The organism is Flexivirga sp. G2, from assembly GCF_055397625.1.
On the sequence record NZ_AP039675.1, the window covers coordinates 1,870,012 to 1,888,049 of the forward strand.

General features: G+C 67.6%; 15 protein-coding genes. 4 read left to right on the forward strand and 11 right to left on the reverse strand.

Features of this window, described 5'->3' with window-relative positions; translation table 11 throughout:
* The 8 genes from xdhB to ACZ50J_RS08960 all read right to left on the reverse strand — a co-directional run bounded on the left by xdhB (position 1) and on the right by ACZ50J_RS08960 (position 9,701).
* A complete protein-coding gene (gene xdhB, locus ACZ50J_RS08925; RefSeq protein ID WP_464300918.1) occupies positions 1-2,517 on the reverse strand; it encodes a xanthine dehydrogenase molybdopterin binding subunit in 2,517 nt (838 codons plus the stop codon).
* Positions 2,514-3,998, reverse strand: a complete 1,485-nt coding sequence (locus tag ACZ50J_RS08930) for a xanthine dehydrogenase small subunit (protein WP_464300919.1) — start codon at positions 3,996-3,998, stop codon at positions 2,514-2,516. The genes xdhB and ACZ50J_RS08930 overlap by 4 nt, the downstream gene beginning before the upstream one ends.
* A 194-nt stretch (positions 3,999-4,192) precedes the next feature.
* A complete protein-coding gene (locus tag ACZ50J_RS08935; RefSeq protein ID WP_464300920.1) occupies positions 4,193-5,566 on the reverse strand; it encodes an 8-oxoguanine deaminase in 1,374 nt (457 codons plus the stop codon).
* Positions 5,563-7,548 (reverse strand): 2-oxo-4-hydroxy-4-carboxy-5-ureidoimidazoline decarboxylase, encoded by a 1,986-nt coding sequence (gene uraD, locus ACZ50J_RS08940; protein WP_464300921.1) that lies wholly within the window; start codon positions 7,546-7,548, stop codon positions 5,563-5,565. Before uraD ends, ACZ50J_RS08935 begins: the two co-directional genes overlap by 4 nt.
* A 290-nt stretch (positions 7,549-7,838) precedes the next feature.
* Positions 7,839-8,219 (reverse strand): helix-turn-helix domain-containing protein, encoded by a 381-nt coding sequence (locus ACZ50J_RS08945; RefSeq protein ID WP_464300922.1) that lies wholly within the window; start codon positions 8,217-8,219, stop codon positions 7,839-7,841.
* Positions 8,212-8,490 (reverse strand): thiamine-binding protein, encoded by a 279-nt coding sequence (locus tag ACZ50J_RS08950; protein ID WP_464300923.1) that lies wholly within the window; start codon positions 8,488-8,490, stop codon positions 8,212-8,214. Before ACZ50J_RS08950 ends, ACZ50J_RS08945 begins: the two co-directional genes overlap by 8 nt.
* A 3-nt stretch (positions 8,491-8,493) precedes the next feature.
* Positions 8,494-9,123, reverse strand: coding sequence for a DJ-1/PfpI family protein (locus ACZ50J_RS08955; protein WP_464300924.1), 630 nt, complete (start codon positions 9,121-9,123; stop codon positions 8,494-8,496).
* Positions 9,120-9,701 (reverse strand): HhH-GPD-type base excision DNA repair protein, encoded by a 582-nt coding sequence (locus tag ACZ50J_RS08960; RefSeq protein ID WP_464300925.1) that lies wholly within the window; start codon positions 9,699-9,701, stop codon positions 9,120-9,122. Before ACZ50J_RS08960 ends, ACZ50J_RS08955 begins: the two co-directional genes overlap by 4 nt.
* Positions 9,702-9,773: 72 nt before the next feature.
* On the opposite strand from ACZ50J_RS08960, the gene ACZ50J_RS08965 reads away from it, so the two are divergent.
* The 3 genes from ACZ50J_RS08965 (at position 9,774) to ACZ50J_RS08975 (ending at position 11,989) form a co-directional block, all read left to right on the forward strand.
* Positions 9,774-10,337: a DinB family protein gene (locus ACZ50J_RS08965; protein ID WP_464300926.1), complete on the forward strand. Its 564-nt coding sequence runs from the start codon at positions 9,774-9,776 to the stop codon at positions 10,335-10,337.
* Entirely contained in the window at positions 10,334-10,825 is a 492-nt protein-coding gene (locus tag ACZ50J_RS08970; RefSeq protein ID WP_464300927.1) for an N-acetyltransferase family protein, read from the forward strand. The genes ACZ50J_RS08965 and ACZ50J_RS08970 overlap by 4 nt, the downstream gene beginning before the upstream one ends.
* Positions 10,826-10,921: 96 nt before the next feature.
* Complete coding sequence (locus ACZ50J_RS08975; protein ID WP_464300928.1) at positions 10,922-11,989, forward strand: class I SAM-dependent methyltransferase; 1,068 nt, start codon at positions 10,922-10,924, stop codon at positions 11,987-11,989.
* A gap of 15 nt (positions 11,990-12,004) precedes the next feature.
* Here ACZ50J_RS08975 and ACZ50J_RS08980 read toward each other — a convergent pair whose 3' ends face one another.
* Positions 12,005-12,958, reverse strand: a complete 954-nt coding sequence (locus ACZ50J_RS08980; protein ID WP_464300929.1) for a sucrase ferredoxin — start codon at positions 12,956-12,958, stop codon at positions 12,005-12,007.
* Positions 12,959-13,043: 85 nt separating this feature from the next.
* A complete protein-coding gene (locus ACZ50J_RS08985) occupies positions 13,044-14,300 on the reverse strand; it encodes an MFS transporter (RefSeq protein WP_464300930.1) in 1,257 nt (418 codons plus the stop codon).
* A gap of 127 nt (positions 14,301-14,427) precedes the next feature.
* On the opposite strand from ACZ50J_RS08985, the gene ACZ50J_RS08990 reads away from it, so the two are divergent.
* On the forward strand, positions 14,428-15,300 hold the full coding sequence (locus ACZ50J_RS08990; RefSeq protein WP_464300931.1) for a LysR family transcriptional regulator: 873 nt from the start codon (positions 14,428-14,430) through the stop codon (positions 15,298-15,300).
* Positions 15,301-15,343: 43 nt separating this feature from the next.
* Here ACZ50J_RS08990 and ACZ50J_RS08995 read toward each other — a convergent pair whose 3' ends face one another.
* On the reverse strand, positions 15,344-17,806 hold the full coding sequence (locus tag ACZ50J_RS08995; protein WP_464300932.1) for a DNA gyrase/topoisomerase IV subunit A: 2,463 nt from the start codon (positions 17,804-17,806) through the stop codon (positions 15,344-15,346).
* Between the last annotated feature and the right edge of the window lie 232 nt (positions 17,807-18,038).

Genomic DNA, 18,038 nt, shown 5'->3' on the forward strand with positions numbered 1-18,038 from the left:
TCATACTCCTGTCCTCGCGATTCGTCCCTCATCGTTCGGACGGGAGCTGATTTCTTTCGCCGTCCTCTGGTCGGACGGTGACGGCACGCCGTACTGGCCGCGCTCGGAGTTGGGTCGCATGGGTCTCGCTTCGGGCCCGGGCTGAGCCGGCACCCGGCCGGGGAATCCTTCGGCGACGTGGCCGTTCGAGTGGGCAGCCCGAGCCTGCTCGAGTGCCCAGAAGACGGCCTCGGGCGTGGCGGGGGACGCCAGATCGACACTCGTGCCAGCCGGTCCGAACGCAGCCGCTGCCTGACGAAGTGCTTCGCGGACCGAGAAGGCGAGCATCAGCGGTGGCTCGCCGACTGCCTTCGAGCCGTAGATCGCGCCCTCTTCGTGGGCCTTGTCCAGCAGGCTGACGTTGAACTCTTCGGGCATCTCGGAGAAGCTCGGCAGCTTGTAGGTGCTGGCGGCCTGAGTCGATAGACGGCCGCGGGTCGGGCCGTCACGGTCGTCCCAGCGCAGGTCCTCCAGGGTCAGCCAGCCCGCGCCCTGGACGAAGCCGCCCTCGATCTGGCCGATGTCGATCAGCGGTGACAGCGAGTCGCCGACGTCATGGACGATGTCAACGCGCCGAGTGCGATAAGCGCCGGTGAAGCCGTCGACCTCGACCTCGGTGGCCGCGACGCCATACGCGAAGTACTTGAAGGGCGTCCCGTGCATCGTTGTGGAGTTCCAGTGCAGGCCCTCGGTGCGGTAGAAGCCGGATGCGGAGAGCTGAACCCGTTGGAAATAGGCGATATTGACCAGTTCTTCCCACGTCATCTGCTCGTCGGAGCCGAGGCCGATGACCTTGCCCTGCTCGAAACGCACATCGTGAGCAGGTACGCCGAGCCGGCCCGATGCCACGACCATCAACCGCTCGCGGATCTGGTCGCAGGCGTTCTTGACGGCGCCGCCGTTGAGGTCGGCACCCGAACTCGCAGCAGTGGCAGAGGTGTTGGGGACCTTGTCGGTCCGCGTCGGGGCGAGCCGGACCGTGGACAACGGCACGCCGAGGGTCGTCGCCGCGACCTGCATCATCTTGGTGTGCAGTCCCTGGCCCATTTCGGTGCCGCCGTGGTTGATCAACACGGAGCCGTCCTTGTAGACGAGGACGAGCGCACCACCCTGGTTGAAGGCGGTCAGGTTGAACGAGATGCCGAACTTCACCGGAGTGAGCGCCAGGCCACGCTTGGTGTCCGCGTGCTCGGCGTTGAACGTCGCGATCTCGGTCTGACGCTGTTCGATGTCGGCAGACGAAAGCACCTGGGACCAGGCGCTTTCCAGCCGATCCGGGTGCCGGACCGGCATACCGTACGGCGTCTCCTGGCCCTCGGTGTAGAAGTTGCGTCGGCGCAACTCCGCGGGGTCGATGCCCAGCAGGGGGGCGCAACGCCCGAGGATGTCCTCCAGCACGAGCATGCCCTGCGGGCCGCCGAAACCACGGAAAGCCGTCTGGGACGTCTTGTGCGTCTTCGCGATGCGGCCGTGGACGCGGACGTCCGGGATCCAGTAGGCGTTGTCGATGTGGCAGAGGGCACGAGCGAGCACCGGCTCGGAGAGATCCAGGCTCCATCCGCCGTCCGCGGTGAGGGTCGCGTCGAGCGCCTCCAGGTAACCGTCAGCGGAGAAGCCGACTCGCCACTGCGCGTGGAAACCGTGCCGCTTGCCGGACATCGTGATGTCCTGGGTCCGGTTGAGTCGCAGCCGCACCGGGCGTCCGGTGAGAGTGGCTCCCAGCGCCGCGATGGCCGCGAAGCCGTGTGGTTGCATCTCCTTGCCGCCGAATCCGCCGCCCATCCGCAGGCATTGGACGGTGACGGCATGCGCCGGCACGCCGAGCACGTGCGACACGATGTCCTGGGTCTCGCTGGGGTGCTGGGTGCTCGACTGGATGAAGATCTGACCGTTCTCGTCGACCTGAGCGAGTGAGCAGTGGGTCTCCAGGTAGAAGTGCTCCTGCCCGGCGAACTCGAACGTACCGGTGTAGACGTGCTCGGCCCGGGCGAAGCCGTCGTCGATGTCGCCACGTGCGACCGTGGGCTGCGCTCCTTGGAAGCTCTTCGCCTCGATGGCTTCCGTGACGCGCACGAGGGACGGCAGTGGCTCGTAGTCGACCTCGACGGCTGCCGCCCCCAGTCGGGCGGCCTCGAGCGACTCACCGAGCACCCAGGCGACGGCGTGACCGGCGAACATGACTTCGTCGGGGAAGAGTGGCTCGTCATGCTTGACCCCGGCATCGTTCACGCCCGGAACGTCGGCACCGGTGAGGACCCGCACGACTCCCGGGACCGAGAGCGCCGGCGCGGCGTCCAAGCGGGTCACCCGGGCATGCGCGTGCTCGCCGCGGACCGGGTAGGCGTGCAGGACGTCCTTGGTACGGCCCACGAGGTCGTCGGTGTAGAGCGCCGTACCGGTGACGTGCAGCGTCGCCGCCTCGTGCGGCATCGGCTCTCCGACAACGGGTTTGGTGGGGCGTTCGGAGAGAGTGCTCACGCTACGTGTCCTTCCTGCGCGGCGTGCTCGGCAAAGAGCTTGCGTAGCGAGGTTCCGAGCATCGCCCGGCGATACTTGCTGCTGGCGCGGTGGTCGTCCATCGGAGTGCCTTCCTGCTGGAGCACGGCTGCCGCCGCACGGACGGTCTCGGCGGTCCAGGGCTTGCCCTCGAGCGCCGCTTCGACGGCCGTCGCGCGCAGCGGAGTGGCCGCGACGCCGCCGAGTCCGATGCGTGCCTTGCGCACGACGCCGCCGTCGACGTCGATCGAGTAGCCGATCGCGACGCTGGAGATGTCGTCGAAGCGACGCTTGGCGATCTTGTGGAACGCCGTGATCCCGGACAGCGGCAAGGGGATTCGCACGGCCTGGATGAGCTCGCCGGGAGTGCGGACGGTCTGCCGGTAGCCGGTGAAGTAGTCGGCGAGCGGCACGACCCTGCTCCCCGAGACTCCGGTGAGCACGAGGTCGGCCTCGAGGGCGAGCAGCGCCGGGGGAGTGTCACCGATGGGCGAGCCGGTGCCCAGGTTGCCGCCGATGGTCGCTCCGTTGCGGATCAACCGAGAGGCGAACTGCGGAAAAAGCCTTGCGAGCAACGGAATTCGGCCATCGAGCCGGCGTTCGATCTCGCTGAGGGTGAGTGCGGCGCCGATCTCGATGTACGCGTCGGTCGTCTCGAGTCCGCGCAGCTCGGCGAGCCGATCCAGCCCGACCACCAGGTCGGCGCGGGTGGACTTGATGTTGACGTCGACGCCCCAGTCGGTGCTGCCGGCGACGGGGATCGCCTCGGGGTGTTCGGCGAGCAGGGCCAGTGCGTCGGCGAGCGACGCGGGGCGCACGAAGCGCCGCCCGTTGGTCTCGTATGACGTCGCCGGTGCCGTGGGCGCAGGTTCGGTGCACCGCGCGCCGAGCGGGTCGTCCTCAGGAACGTCGCCGAGCGCGTATGCCGCATCCCGGATCGGCCGGTAACCGGTGCACCGGCAGAGGTTGCCCGACAGCGAGTGCAGGTCGAAGCCGTTCGCCCCGTGCTCGGAGTCGGCCTCGTTGGTGTCGGTCTGCTCATCGACATGGTCGTCGGAGTTCGTCGCCGATCGCTCCGGCCGGTAGTACTCGGCCGCCATACTGCAGATGAATCCTGGGGTGCAGTAGCCGCACTGGGAGCCGCCACGGACCGCCATCTCCTGTTGGACGGGGTGCAGAGCGTCCGGGCTGCCGAGGCCCTCGGCGGTGATGATCTCCTGGCCCGCGAAGGCAGCCGCCGGGGGCAGGCAGGCGTTGACCGCGGTCCAGCGGGTGCCACCGTCGTCGTCGGGTCGCGCGACGAGCACCGAGCAGGCGCCGCACTCGCCTTCGGCGCAACCCTCCTTCGCGCCGGTCAAACCTTGGGAACGCAGCCAGTCCAACAGATTGGTGTGGGTGGCATCGGTGAATTCACGTGGTTGCCCGTTGACGGTCACGTCCAGTGCTGTGGCAGCTTCAGTCATCAGCGACTCCTTTCGAGCCGGGAGCGAAGGATCCCGGTCAGGTGGTCGCATGGTTCGCGTGGCACGTGCCGCGCGACGATCGGAGAGTCCGACCGGTTATCCATGCAGAACGACCGGACCCTTGGGCTCCTTCAACTGTACGGCTCAACAATTTGTTGAACAAGGATTTCGGGTGGATTCGGCGTGGGGAGCGTTCAGCAAGCGGCCATGGCTCCACCAACCCGGATCGATGCCTCGACGGCGCCGGCCGCCAGGGCCGTCTCGTCGACGCGGGTGAGCCGGCCGTGGCGAACGATCGGTCGCCCGGCCACCATGGCGAGGTCGAGAGGCGGTGGCGTGCCGAGCACGAGACCGGCGACCGGGTCGGCGATGCCCGCGTGTGCCAGCGTGTCCATCCGCCAGAGGCACAGGTCGGCCTGCTTGCCCGGCTCGATCGAGCCGATCTGGTCGTCCCAGCCGAGGAGTCGGGCACCGCCGATCGTCGCGGCTTCGAGCGCCTGCCGGACACCGAGCGCGGTCGGGCCGCCGAGGGCGCGAGCGAAGAGCAGCGCGTGCCGTGCCTCCTCCAGGAGTGAGCCCGCCTCGTTGGATGCCGCACCGTCGACGCCGAGCCCGACTGGGGCGCCGGCGTCCAGCAGGTCGCGGGTCCGACATACCCCGGCACCGAGGCGTGCGTTGGACGACGGACAGTGCGCGACGCCGGTGCCGGTCCTGGCGAGCATCTGAATTGCGTTGTCGTCGAAGTGGATTCCGTGCGCGAACCACACGTCGGGCCCGAGCCAGCCGATCGACTCCATGTAGTCGATCGGACTCTGTCCGAAGCGATCACGGCAGAAATCCTCCTCGTCGAGGGTCTCGGCGAGGTGCGTGTGCAGCCGCACGCCGCGGTCGCGGGCCAGACCGGCGGCCTCACGCAACAGGTCCGTGGTCACCGAGAAGGGCGAGCACGGCGCGACTCCGACCCGCACCAACGCGTCGGCTGACGAGTCGTGGTGTGCGTCGATTGCCTCGGCCGTGGCAGCCAGGATCTCGTCGATCGACTCCACGACGTGGTCCGGCGGCAGCCCGCCGTCGCTCCGGCCGAGATCCATGGAGCCGCGGGTGGCGAAGAATCGAACGCCGATGTCGCCGGCCGCGGAGATCTCGGCACCGAGCACGTCACCGCCGTGTCGTGGGAAGACGTAGTGATGGTCCATCACCGTGGTGCATCCGGAGAGCGCGAGCTGACCGATGCCCGCCGCCGCGGCCTGACCGACGACCCGCTCGTCGATGTTTCCCCATACCGGGTAGAGCGCGGTCAACCACTCGAAAAGTGTTGCGTCCACGGCATACCCGCGAGTCGCCCACTGATAGAGGTGGTGGTGGGTGTTGACCAGGCCGGGTGTGAGCACGCAGCCGGATCCGTCGATGAGGTCGATGGACTCACCGGTCGGCGCGTACCGTCCCGGTCCCACCGACCGGATCCGCGTGCCCTCGATGACCACGTGGCCGACCTGGTGCTCGCGACGCTCGGCATCGACGGTGAGGACCGTGCAACCGTCGACGACGGTGACCGGCGAGGGGCTCATGACGTGGTACCCACTCGGCTGCGCGCGGAGGTCAGCGGTTCGGCGTCGGCGACCAGGTCGTCGAACCGGTGCCCGGCAATCTTGGCGCTCTCCAGCAGTGCGGTCACCAGTTCCTGCTGCCGGGAGTTGTCCAGTCGGGAGCGACCGAGCTCCATCAGTTGCTCGACCGAGCTCGTCTCCCGGACACAGGTCACCAGAGGGAAGCCGAACTTCTCGCGGTATGCCGCTGTCAGCGTCGACAGCTCCTCCCGCTCGTCGTCCCGCAGCTGGCTGAGCATGATGGCCGCGCGGTCCCGGGTGGATGCCGCACCGATCTCGCCGGCGGCGACGTCGATGCTGCCCAGGTCCGGGTAGCTCGCGATCAGGGCTCGCTGCTTGTCGTCCGACGCGGAGAACAGCGCTTCCTGGAACGAGGCCCGCAGGTCGCGGGTGTCGGTGAACGGCCGCTGCTCGTAGGCGTCCTCGCTGATCCACGAGTTGCCCTGGAAGAGCGGTTCGAACGTGGCGACGAACTCCGCCTTGGACATCGCGTTGACCTGCGCCAGTCCGATGACCGATCCGGTGGGGGTGGTGGCGACACCGGCGCCGCGGCTGCTGCCGACGTGGAAGAAGAGCATGTAGAGCGCGAACGCGGCGATGGAGCCGATGGTGATGCCCGAGCCGAGGAACACCTGGTAGTCCTTGGGCAGCAGGGTCGCGACGCCCGGCTCCGCGGTCACCAGCATGGCCAGGCCGAGCGAGGTCGCCACGATGATGCCGTTGCGGTGGTCGTTGAAGTCGACCTTCCCGAGCGTCTGGATGCCCACCACGGCGACGGTGGCGAACATGGCCAGCCCGGCGCCGCCGAGGACGCTCGAGGGTATGCCGGCGACGATCGCACCGGCCTTGGGCAGCAGTCCGAGAATGATCATGAAGACGGCGGCGGTGGCCACGACATACCGACTCTTGATCTTGGTCAGCCGCACGAGGCCGACGTTCTCCGCGAAGCAGGTGTACGGGAAGGAGTTGAAGACTCCGCCGATGACGGTGGCCAGGCCGTCTGCGCGCAGGGCTCGCGCGACGTCGTCCCCGTCGACGCGCTTCCCGACGATCTCGCCGGTCGCGAAGACGTCGCCGCAGGTCTCCACCATGGTGACGAGCATGACCAGCACCATCGAAATGATCGCTGCCAGAGCGAATTTCGGCATACCGAAGTGGAACGGTGTCGTGACGCCGACCCAGCTGGAGGTGCTCACCGAGTCGAAGTGCGCCTCGCCGGAGAACCACGCGACCAGGGTGCCGAGCGCCAGACCGAGCAGCACGGCGATGGTCTGGATGAAGCCGCGGAAGATGCGTTGGATCGCGACGATGACGACGACGGTGCCGAGTGCGAGCGCGAGCGTCTTCCAGCCGCCGGCCGCCAGGTGGTAGTTGCCGGAGGCGTCCTGGCTCAGGACCGAGGCGCTGTAGGAGTGGGTCTTGGGATCCCAGCGCAGCAACGCATCACCCGCTGCCACGGGCAGCAACGAGAATCCGATGACGGTGATGACGGAACCGGTGACGACCGGTGGGAAGAAGCGCACGATCTTGCCGAAGTACGGCGCGAGCAGGAACGTGACCACGCCGGAGACGAGGACTGCGCCGTAGATGGTGAGCAGACCGTTGACGCCACCGCCGGCGTTGACACCGATGATGATCATCGGTGAGACGGCCGTGAAGGTGACGCCCTGCAGCAGCGGCAGCCGGACCCCGACCTTCCAGAAGCCGATGGCCTGCAGCAGGGAGGCGATCCCGCAGGTGAACAGATCGGCGTTGATGAGGTGGATCAGCTGGTCGGACGTCAGCCCGATGGCACCCGCCAACAGGATCGGCACGATGACCGCGCCGGCGTAGAACGCCAGGACGTGCTGGATTCCGTAGACCGCGAGTTGCTGCGGGGGCAGCACCTCGTCGACGGGATGTTTCGCCTGCGGGCGCGCCTTTTCGGCAGTGGCAGCGGACATTGTGAGCGGTCCTTCCAGGGGTCGGTGGACATCAATGATGTGGTGGCAGAGGCACTTTCGCACTGTGCGGGGCCTGGTCACAGAGTTTCCGCTGGTCACGCGAGGCGCTGTGGGTGATCACAGGGCCCTGGTCGCGACGGGTGGGGCAGGTGGTGCCTCGGCCATCGTGGATTCGCTTATACGGAAGGAAGATTTCGAGATATGGAATTGATTCGCGGGGACGAGCGTATGTCGTGGGTCACACCCGAGTCAACGGATTGTTGAATTTTGTCGGCCGAACTGGTGAAGAGTCAGCCGCCGGCGCGAACGCGGTTCAGGTAGTTGTAGATGGTGAAGCGGGACATCCCCATGGCTTCTGCGACCGTCTCGGCGGATCGGCGCATCTCGAACGCACCGCGTTCCTCGAGGAGCCGAACCGCGTGCTGCTTCTGCGCTCGAGGAAGCTCGGCCAGCTGTCCGCCGAGTTCGGCCTCGACCGTCTGGATCAACCGTGCCAAACCATCGGACAAGTCGTGGTCGTCGACGACCCGCACGTGGATCGTGTTGTCGCCCAGCGTGATCGGGATGTCTTCGGCCCGGGGAGCACCGTGCACGACCACGGCACCGACACGGCGGAGCAGGGGCTGAAGGGCAGTGGCGAGTTCGTTCGCGGCGGGGGAAGGGTCAGGCATCGGTGCGCTCGACCTGCACGCTCACGCGGGTGGCTCCGGCGGCCAGGGCAGCACGTGCGGCATCACGGATGGCGGCGGTGACGACGTCGGCATCGCCGTGGACGGCCGTGCCGAGCGGGCCGAGATCCGGCTCCAGCCCGCCGGCCAGCAACGCATCGGCCGCCGCACGGACGTGACCGGGAAGTTCGCCCTCGCCCTGGAAGGGCTCGGTCGTCACCTCTGCCCGAACCTTCATGTCGGCCACGATAGCCATCACCTCTCGGTCGGTCATCGATCAGTCCTCGCCCGTGGCTGCGGTGAGGCCGTGGATCGCCGCGAACGGGTCCCATGCGCTGTCCGGGTGCACCTCCAGCTCGGCGAGCACCGTCGCCTCACGCGCAGCCTCGGCGCCGGACAGGTCGGCGATGAGGGCCGCGGTCATGTCCATCCCCGCTGCGACACCGGAGGACGTCCAGCGGTCCCGGTCCTGGACCCACCGCGCGGTCGGCACCCAGTCCACCGTCGTGCCGAAGGAGGATGCCCAGCCGAAGGACAGCTTGTTGCTCGTCGCCCGATAGGACTCCAACAAACCTGCGGCAGCGAGGACTCCGGAGCCCGTGCAGACGGAGGTGACGATGTTCGCAGCTCTACCGGTGTCGCGCAGCCAGTCCAGGAACGCCCGGTCATCGACCAGACGCCGAGTGCCGATGCCGCCGGGTACCAGCAGGATGTCGGGCTCGCGCAGTTCGTCATACGCCTGCTCGGCGACGACCTGCCCGCCCTGCGAGCTCGACACCGGACCGGGCCGAGGGCCGTAGTAGCCGACAGTGAAACCCGGTGTCAGGAAAAGGAGTTCGACCGGACCGAAGACATCGAGCAACTCGAATCCGTCGAACAGGATGACGGCCACACGGCGGTCGGTCACTGCGCGGCTGCCCTCGCCTTCGCGGCGGCCTTGGCGCTCTTCTTGAACTCGCGGACCTTCTGCAGGGAGGTCTCGTCGACGACGTCCGCGACCGAGCGGAACGAACCGACCTCGGCATACGGGCCGATCGCCTCTCGCCACCCGTCGGGGGTGATGCCGAGCTGCTTGCCGAGCAGCGCCGCGAAGATGCGGGCCTTCTGGTCGCCGTACCCCGGCAGTGCCTTCAATCGCTTGAGCAACTCGGCTGATGAGTCGGTGGTCGTCCAGATGCGTGAGGCGTCGCCGTCGTAGTCGTCGAGCACGACCTGCGCCAGCTGCTGGACGCGGCCGGCCATCGAACGCGCATAGCGATGGATGGCAGGTGTGGTGGAGCACAGGTCGGCGAACTTCTCCGGGTCCTGCGCCGCGATCTTGCCGGGGTCGAGCGTGCCGAACTTGTCGACGATCTTCGCCGGCCCGCGGAACGCGTGCTCCATGCCGTACTGCTGGTCCAATAGCATGCCGATCAGCAGTGCGAAGGGATCGGTGGAGAGAAGCTGGTCCGCGGTTTCGTCCTGTGCTATCCGGATGCTCGCCATACCTGCAGCCTAGAACGAGTCGACGGTGAAACTCGATGGCGCGGTGTCTGCAGTTCCTCCTAGCGTTGCGGCATGACTGCAGCCGCCAGCGCGACGCCCGAACCGGATCCGGCAACTCGGGTCGATCCGCCCCCGCACGCGAACGAGCCGGACACCCTGCTCGGTTTCCTGCGCTACCACCGGGACACGTTCCGTTGGAAGACCGGTGGGCTGACGAGGGAGCAGCTGGGCAGGACACTCGCGCCCTCCGACATGACGCTCGGCGGGATGATCAAGCACCTCGCGCTCGTCGAGGTGTGGTGGTTCCATCAGGTGCTCGGCGGTGGTGACGAGCCGGAGCCGTGGTCGGCGGTGGACTGGGACGACGACCCCGACTGGGACTGGCACAGTGCCGCCTCGGACGACCCGGGTGCGCTGGCCGACCTCTACGAGGAGTCGGTCGGGATCGCCGACGCAGGCATCGCACAGGCGCTCGCCGCCGACGGGTTCGACACGTTGTCGGTGAAGCCGGACAGCCACTCCGGGCAACCGTTCACCCTGCGGTGGATCGTGACGCACATGATCGAGGAGTACGCCCGGCACAACGGGCACGCGGATCTGATCCGTCAGTCCATCGATGGAATGATTGGCGAATGACGACTATTCGCAAGGCAACTGACGCGGACTGGTCGCAGATCTGGCCCATCGTGCAGGAGGTTGCACGGGCGGGGGAGACCTATGCGTTGGTGCCCGATCTGCCGGAGGCCGACGCCCGCTCGATGTGGATGGAACCGCCGCCCGGTCGCGTCGTCGTTGCCGTCGACGATGACGGGACGGTGCTCGGCAGCGCCAAGATGGGACCCAACCGACCGGGGCCGGGGTCGCACGTCGGGACGGCGAGTTTCATGGTGTCGTCGGCAGCGCGCGGGCGTGGCATCGGGCGATTGCTGGGTGCGTATGTCGTGCACTGGTTGCGCGAGGCGGGCTACCACTCGATCCAGTTCAACGCCGTCGTCGACAGGAACTCGGCCGCTGTCGCGTTGTGGAAGTCGTTGGGATTCACGGTGATCGGCACCGTGCCCGAGACCTTCCGGCTGCCGAGCGGCGAACTCGCCGGGCTGCATGTCATGTATCTGAAGCTGTGAAGTAGACCTCGGGCAGCACACGCTCAGCGTCGTGCTGTTGGCACCGCACTCGTCCGGGTGTTGACTGGAAGGTCTCGTCCTACTTCGGAGGCAGCCATGGACACTGCAGCGTCCGACCTGGCCGACCGACTGGTCGACTCCGCTGTCGGGTTCATGGACCTGCTCGGGGTGGCCATCGGTGACCGTCTCGGCTTCTATCGCGCGCTCGCAGCGTCCCCGGGTCTCACTTCGGCCGAGTTGGCTCGTCACACAAGGACGCACGAACGGTACGTCCGAGAATGGGCCGAGCACCAAGCGGTCACCGGGCTGCTCACCGCGACTGAGGGCGCGACCCCGAAGGAGCGCCGGTATCGGCCGGCCGCGGGAGTCGCCGAAGTACTCACCGATGCGGACAGCCTGGTCTATCTGGCACCGCTGGCGCGACAGTTGGCCGCCGCCGCGGTGATGCTCCCGGCCGTGGCAGACGCATACGTCAGCGGCGGTGGCGTTCCCTGGGCGTCCTACGGGCGTGACATGCGCGAGTCGGAAGGGGACCTGAACCGACCGGCCTTCCTGCAACTACTGGCGGATGACTGGCTGGCCGCGTTGCCCGACGTGCAGCGACGGCTTGCGCAGGGCAATGCCAGAGTCGCTGATGTGGGATGTGGGGCCGGCTGGTCGTCGATCGCGATCGCGCGCAGCTACCCGTGCGAGGTGGACGCGTTCGAAGTCGACCACGAATCGGTTGTGCTGGCACGCGGGCACGTGTCGGATGCTGGGATGGAGAGCCGAGTGTCGGTGTGGGAGAAAGATATCGGTGAGGTGGTCGTGACCACGCCATACGCGTTGGTGACGGCGTTCGAATGCCTGCACGACATGCCACATCCGGTTGCCGCGCTGCGGGCGATGCGGAGACTGGCGGCGCCCGACGGGACTGTCCTGATCGCCGATATGAAGGTGGCTGATCGGTTCGGCGCACCTGGCGACGACGTCGAGCGGATGATGTACGGCTTCAGCATCCTCATCTGCCTTCCGGACAGCATGTCGGCGGAAGACAGCGCGGCGACCGGGACGGTCATGCGAGAGAGCACGCTGCGCGCTTACGCCGAGGAAGCGGGCTTCGCCGTCGTCGACGTTCTGGACGTGGAGCACGACATGTGGCGGTTCTACCGGCTCATGTCGTAGCGGGACTGCGACGGGTCAAGCGTTTTCGAGCGACGCACGCCATACGGAGCTCGGGACCGGCGCCTTGGCGCAGGACGCCTTGAGCTCCGGACCGTCCTCGCTGGTGACGTGCACCGACCAGGTGCGGCCGTCGGAGTGGGTGACTTCGCACTCCCAGGACCCGTCCGTTGCGCGTGTTTCGGTGGCCGACAATGCGGTCAGCGACATCTCCGAGATCTGTTGTCGCACAAAAGATTCGGCGACCTGCACCGGCGCCCGGAAACAACTGCGTCCGCGGTCATGGTGGGGTGTCGCCAGCTCAGCGGGCACCTCGTGCCGGCGCTCAGCGGTGAGTGCGACCTCGGCGAGTCGCGGCGTGAGGCGCGCGTACGTCTGACCGGAGGGGAGAGCGATGCCGGTGGGCGCCAGCCGGTGACCACCGGTGTGCGAGCACTCCCAGACCTGCCCCGGGTGTGTGGCGGCCAACCCGAGCGCGATCGGCCGACCGCGGACGGCACAACACACGTCGCGTTTGCCGTTGGTGCAGATCAGCAGCGCCGGTTCGCGGGTCTCCTCCAACTCCGGGAGGCGTTCGGTCGCAGCGTCCGGGTCGTCCTGGAGGAGCAGCTCCCACGGCAGGGACAGCAGTTGTGCCGGATCGTCGATCTCGCCGGTGAGCAGCCACGGATCGCGGTCGAGGCAGCCCGCGACGAGCACGCGATGTGCTCCTCGGTGCGGCTCGTCCGCGTGCGGGCCGGGACGACGGATCAGCAGCAACCGTCCGCCGTGGTCAGCACAGGCGCGTTCGAGTGCTCGGCCGATCTCCGGATCGAGGTGCGACTGGGTGATGGCGCTGTGACCCCACGGGCCGTTCTGCTCCAGACACACCCAGAACCTCGCGTAGGACGCGGTGCCCCACGCCGGCAACGCGGCGTCATCCCATTGCACGGAGCAGGCCGTCGGCGGCTGCGGGTCGGCATGCGTGGTCATCGCGGATCCCGTCTGCTGTCGAGTGAGTCTTCGCAGCCAGGTTACGGATCTGCCCGTCGCCGCCCGCTGCCGGGTGCTCGCGGTGTCATGCCGTGCGGCAGCGCTCACGGCCGGCTTCCTCCGGAGGCTGCACGTGGCGGAACTGGTGCAGGAGGCCCAGGTCGTAGAACACCCGGAGTGCGCCCCCGATGACCAGGGGCCAGCCGAACGTCGAGTGCGCGAGCAGCCAACCGGCGAGGATCGGCGGTATGGCGGAGGCGAGGCTTCGCGGCACATTGGTGATGCTCGCTGCCGCCGGTCTCTCGGCCGGTGAGACGATGGCCATGACGTAGGAGGTGCGTGCCGGAACATCCATCTGCGACAACGCCGAGCGAGCGAGCAGCGCAGCAATTGCCAATGGTGCGGTTGGCATGAAGGCGGCCAGGATCAGGAAGCCGTTCGCGGGCAGGTGGGTGAAGACCATGGTGCGGATCAGCCCGATACGACGGGCGAGTCGCGCCGCGACGAGTGCTGAGAATGCCGAGAGGACTCCGGCCCAGAAGAAGGTCGCGCCGGTCAGAGCGAGCGACAGATCGAAGCGTTCCTGCAGCCACAGGACGACGATGGCGGTGATGGTGAAGCCGCCGCCGAAGGCATCGAGGCTGAACAGTGCGGCCAGGCGATAGACGATCGGACGCGACTGTCCCAACGCGCCATACGTATTGCCTGCGGCCTCGATCGCAGGGCTCAGCCGCGCGTATCGCATGAACACGACGACACCTAGCACCGCGTAACCCAGGAAGACCGACCGCTGTGATGTCGTTGCCGAAGCCCCGAGCAGCCCACCGAGCCAGGCCGGCGCGCCCGCACACAACGAACCAACTGCGGCCACCAAGGTCCCGATCATCGCGTAGCGGGTGAACACGGCGGTGCGCGTCGAGTCGCGCGTGGTGCCGGGTAGGAGCGCCTGTTCCATCGACAGGAACACGCTGACGTCCCCCGTCGACGGGTTCAGCGTCCCGACGAACGCGATCAGCAACAGCGGCCAGAAGCCCGAGCACGCGGCGAAGCCGAGTCCGGTGGCGATCATCGACAGGGACGCCCACCGCAGGAGTCGGCGTCGCCCGATGCGATGTCCGTGCACTCCGACCAGCAACGTCGCCACCGCCGAGCCCAGGAGCGTCGTCGCGAGCACGACTCCGACCTCGGTGCTGGACAGACCCCACGAGGCCAGGTACGTCGCCAACACGACACTGATCAGGCCGTCACCGAACGCCCGCACGGCCCGCGTCTCGAGCAGGACCGTCGCATCCCGAGTTGCCGGGAGCGCAGCGATCGTCAGTGGGTAGCGCAGCCCGATCATTCGTCAGCCCGCACCGATGACCCACGCCGCGTGGGGGACGCGATCCACAGCTGCACAGGGAGATCGTCGCAACCGGCCGGCCACAGCAGAAGCCGCGAACTGACTGCAGCAGTTCTACGATTTGCCTATGGCGATGAGTTTGAACGACCTGTCGTTGTTCCTCGCGGTGGCCGAGCACGGAAGCCTCAGCAAGGCGGCTGCGGCCTCCCACCAGGCCCAGCCTTCCGTCAGCGCCCGGATCACGGGGATGGAGCGCGCGTTGAGCGTTCGACTCTTCGAGCGCACCACCCGTGGCGTTGTCCTCACTCCTGCCGGCGAGGCGTTCGTGCCCTACGCGCGAAATTGCCTGGAAGCCGCCAACGAGGGGCGGCTTGCCGCGCAGGCCTCAGCGCAGAACAGGCGACTGGTGGTCCTCGCCCCTGCTTCGATCGCCGACGGGGTCTTCCCGGGTCTGGTGGCTGCGCTGGCCGACCACCCCTGTCAGGTCATCTGTCGTACCGCGCACAGCCACGAGATCACGCGTCAGCTCCTCGACGGGGTCGCCCACGTCGGTCTCGTGACCACCGACAGGGTGCCGGAGGGACTCACTCTCAGCTCGTTCAGCACCTCACCGATCGTCTGGGTCGCGGCCCCCGGCCATCCGATCTTCGACGATGGCGCGACCCGACTGGAGGACCTCGCCGAACAGCACCTCGCCGTACACACGTGGGGCGCCGAGACGGAGCGGCTCGCCTCGATGCTCGACCGTGCTCGCGTTCCACGCTCCCACGTCAATTGGGTCTCCCCGGCCTCCATCGCCGCGACGCTGGCGCGTGACCACGGCTACATCGCAGCGCTCGCCGACGATCAGGTCAGGACCTCGATCGCCGACGGATCACTCCGGAAGATCTCCTGGGCAGACCTTCCGGCCTGGACCGCCACCGTGAACATCGCCTATCCGGCCCACGCCGAGACGGACCCGCTGATCCGGGTCATCCGGAGGGTTCCCGGCGCTGCGTGAGGCCCCGGGTGACGCGCCGCACCTGATCTCGCGGCGGCCGGTCCTACTCCGTGGCCGCGCCAGGGAATGCCCCACCGATCGCAGCGATCTGACCGGCCGGTGGCACGCCACTGCCGTCCCGTTTGCCATCGGCGGCGGGCAACTCGACCGCTGCACCGGTCGGACTCGCAGCACGCGCCGGAGCCGTGCCGGCCCACGCGATGACCAGCTCGTCCTCGCCACGCACGAACCGCTGGCAGCGCACGCCGCCGGTCGCGCGTCCCTTGGTCGGGTATTCGTCATACGGCGTGACCTTGACCGACTTGGGACCGGTGCCGGGCAGGGCATCCGAGGACCCGGCACCGGTGACCACGACCGCCGGTGCTGAGGTGTCGACGATGCCGAACCACAGGACGCGCGCTCCTGCTCCGAGCTTGACGCCTGCCACGCCACCACCCGAACGGCCTTGCGGCCGAACCAGATTCGCGCTGTAGCGCAACAGGTGCGCATCCGAGGTCACGAAGACCAGGTCTTCTTCGCCGGTGCGGACCTCAACGGCGCCGACGACCTTGTCACCATCCTTGAGGGCTATCACCTCGAAGGAGTCCTTGCTCGGGTAGTCGGGGTTGACCCGCTTGACGACACCGTTCGCGGTGCCGACCGCCAGGCCGTTGACGCCCTCGCCGAGCGGGGCGAGGGCGAGCGGCTGCTCGCCCTTGGCCAGGTCGATGTATGCCGCGAGCGGCGCGCCACCCGCGAGCACCGGCGCGTCGTTGGTCGGCGGCAGTGCCGGCAGGTCGATCGCGTTGAGGCGGACCATCCGACCGGCCGAGGTGACGACGCCGAAGTCGCCGCGGGCGGTGGTCAGCACCCGTGAGGTGACGACGTCGTGCTTGCGGCGCGATCCCTCGCTGGACAGCGGACTGTCGTCGGTGGTGCGCGCCAGCAGACCGCTCGACGACAAGAGCACCCAGCACGGGTCGTCGGTCACTTCGAGCGGGGCAGCGGTCGCCGCCGTCTTGACGGTGTTGCCTTCCAGCAGCACCGTGCGACGTGGCGTGCCGTGGGTCTTCACGACTGCCGCAAGTTCGTCGGAAACCGTTTTACGCAAAAGCTTTTCGTCATCCAGGATCGCCTGAAGGGACGTGATGAGCTCGCGCAGCTCGGCCTGCTCCTTCTCGAGCTCGAGCTTGCTGAACTTGGTCAGCCGGCGCAGCTGCAGCTCGAGGATGTATTCCGCCTGCGGCTCGGAGAGGTCGAAGACCTGCATCAGGCGCCCGCGCGCCTCACCGGCGTTGTCCGAGGAGCGGATGACCTGGATGACCTCGTCGATGTCCAGGATCGCGATGAGCAATCCGTCGACCAGGTGCAGTCGGTCGGTGGCCTTCTTCAGTCGGAACGCCGTGCGTCGACGCACCACGTCGATGCGGAAGTCGACATACACGGTGAGCAGTTCCTTCAGGCCCAGCGTGCGCGGCTGCCCGTCGACGAGCGCCACGTTGTTGATGCCGAAGGATTCCTCCATCGGCGTGTGCTTGTAGAGCGACTCCAGGACAGCGTCAGGGTTGAAACCGTTCTTGACGTCGATGACCAGCCGCATGCCCTTCATGTCGGACAGGTCGTTGACGTCGGCGATGCCCTGCAGCTTCTTGGCCTGGACCAGGTCCTTCATCCGCTCGATGACCTTCTCCGCGCCGACCATGTAGGGCAGCTCGGTGACCACGATGGATTTCCTTCGTGGCGTGAGGTTTTCGATCGTTGCGGTAGCACGGGTCCGGAAGGATCCGCGCCCGGTGAGGTAGGCGTCCCGGATGCCGTCGAGGCCGACTATGCGTCCACCACACGGCAGGTCCGGGCCGGGAACGAACTTCATCAGGTCGTCGAGAGAGCAGTCCGGGTGGGTGATCAGGTGGCGTGCGGCGGCAACGACCTCGCCCAGGTTGTGCGGAGCCATATTGGTCGCCATACCGACCGCGATGCCGCTGGCGCCGTTGACGAGCAGGTTCGGGAAGGCCGCCGGCAGAACGTCCGGCTGTTGCTCGCTCTCGTCGTAGTTGGGGACGTAGTCGACGGTGTCCTCGTTGAGCGACCTGGTCAGCTCCAGCGCCGCGCCGGCGAGACGGACCTCGGTGTAACGCGACGCAGCAGGGCCGTTGTCGAGGGACCCGAAGTTGCCGTGGCCGTCGACCAGCGGCAGCCGCATGGTGAAGTCCTGCGCCTGGCGCACGATGGCGTCGTAGATCGCGGTGTCACCGTGCGGGTGGTACTTACCCATGACCTCGCCGACGACACGCGAGGACTTCACGTGGTTGCGGTCCGGGTAGAGCCGCATCTCGTCCATCGCGTAGAGGATGCGGCGCTGCACCGGCTTCAGGCCGTCGCGCGCGTCCGGGATGGCGCGGGAGTAGATGACCGAGTAGGCGTACTCGAGGTACGCCGCCTGCATCTCCTCGTCGACGTCGATGTCGACGATGTTCTGCTGCGCATCGTCGATGTAGTCGGTCTCGTCGCGTTTCTTGCGCGCCATTACTGCCCTTCAGGTGTCCTGCTCGATCTCGCGGTCCGGCGCCGATCATCTTCTCTCACAGCGCGGCTGCGGCGTGGACCGACACCCTGATTGGATCGCGGTATGACGCACGACGTCGGACGGTCGGGTCCGAATTACCGACGCGCAGACCTCGTCTCGGAGGCCCGGTCTCGACACGCGACGGTCGAGCGCCATATCGCCATGCCGTTCGCGGAACTGGCCGATTTCGTGA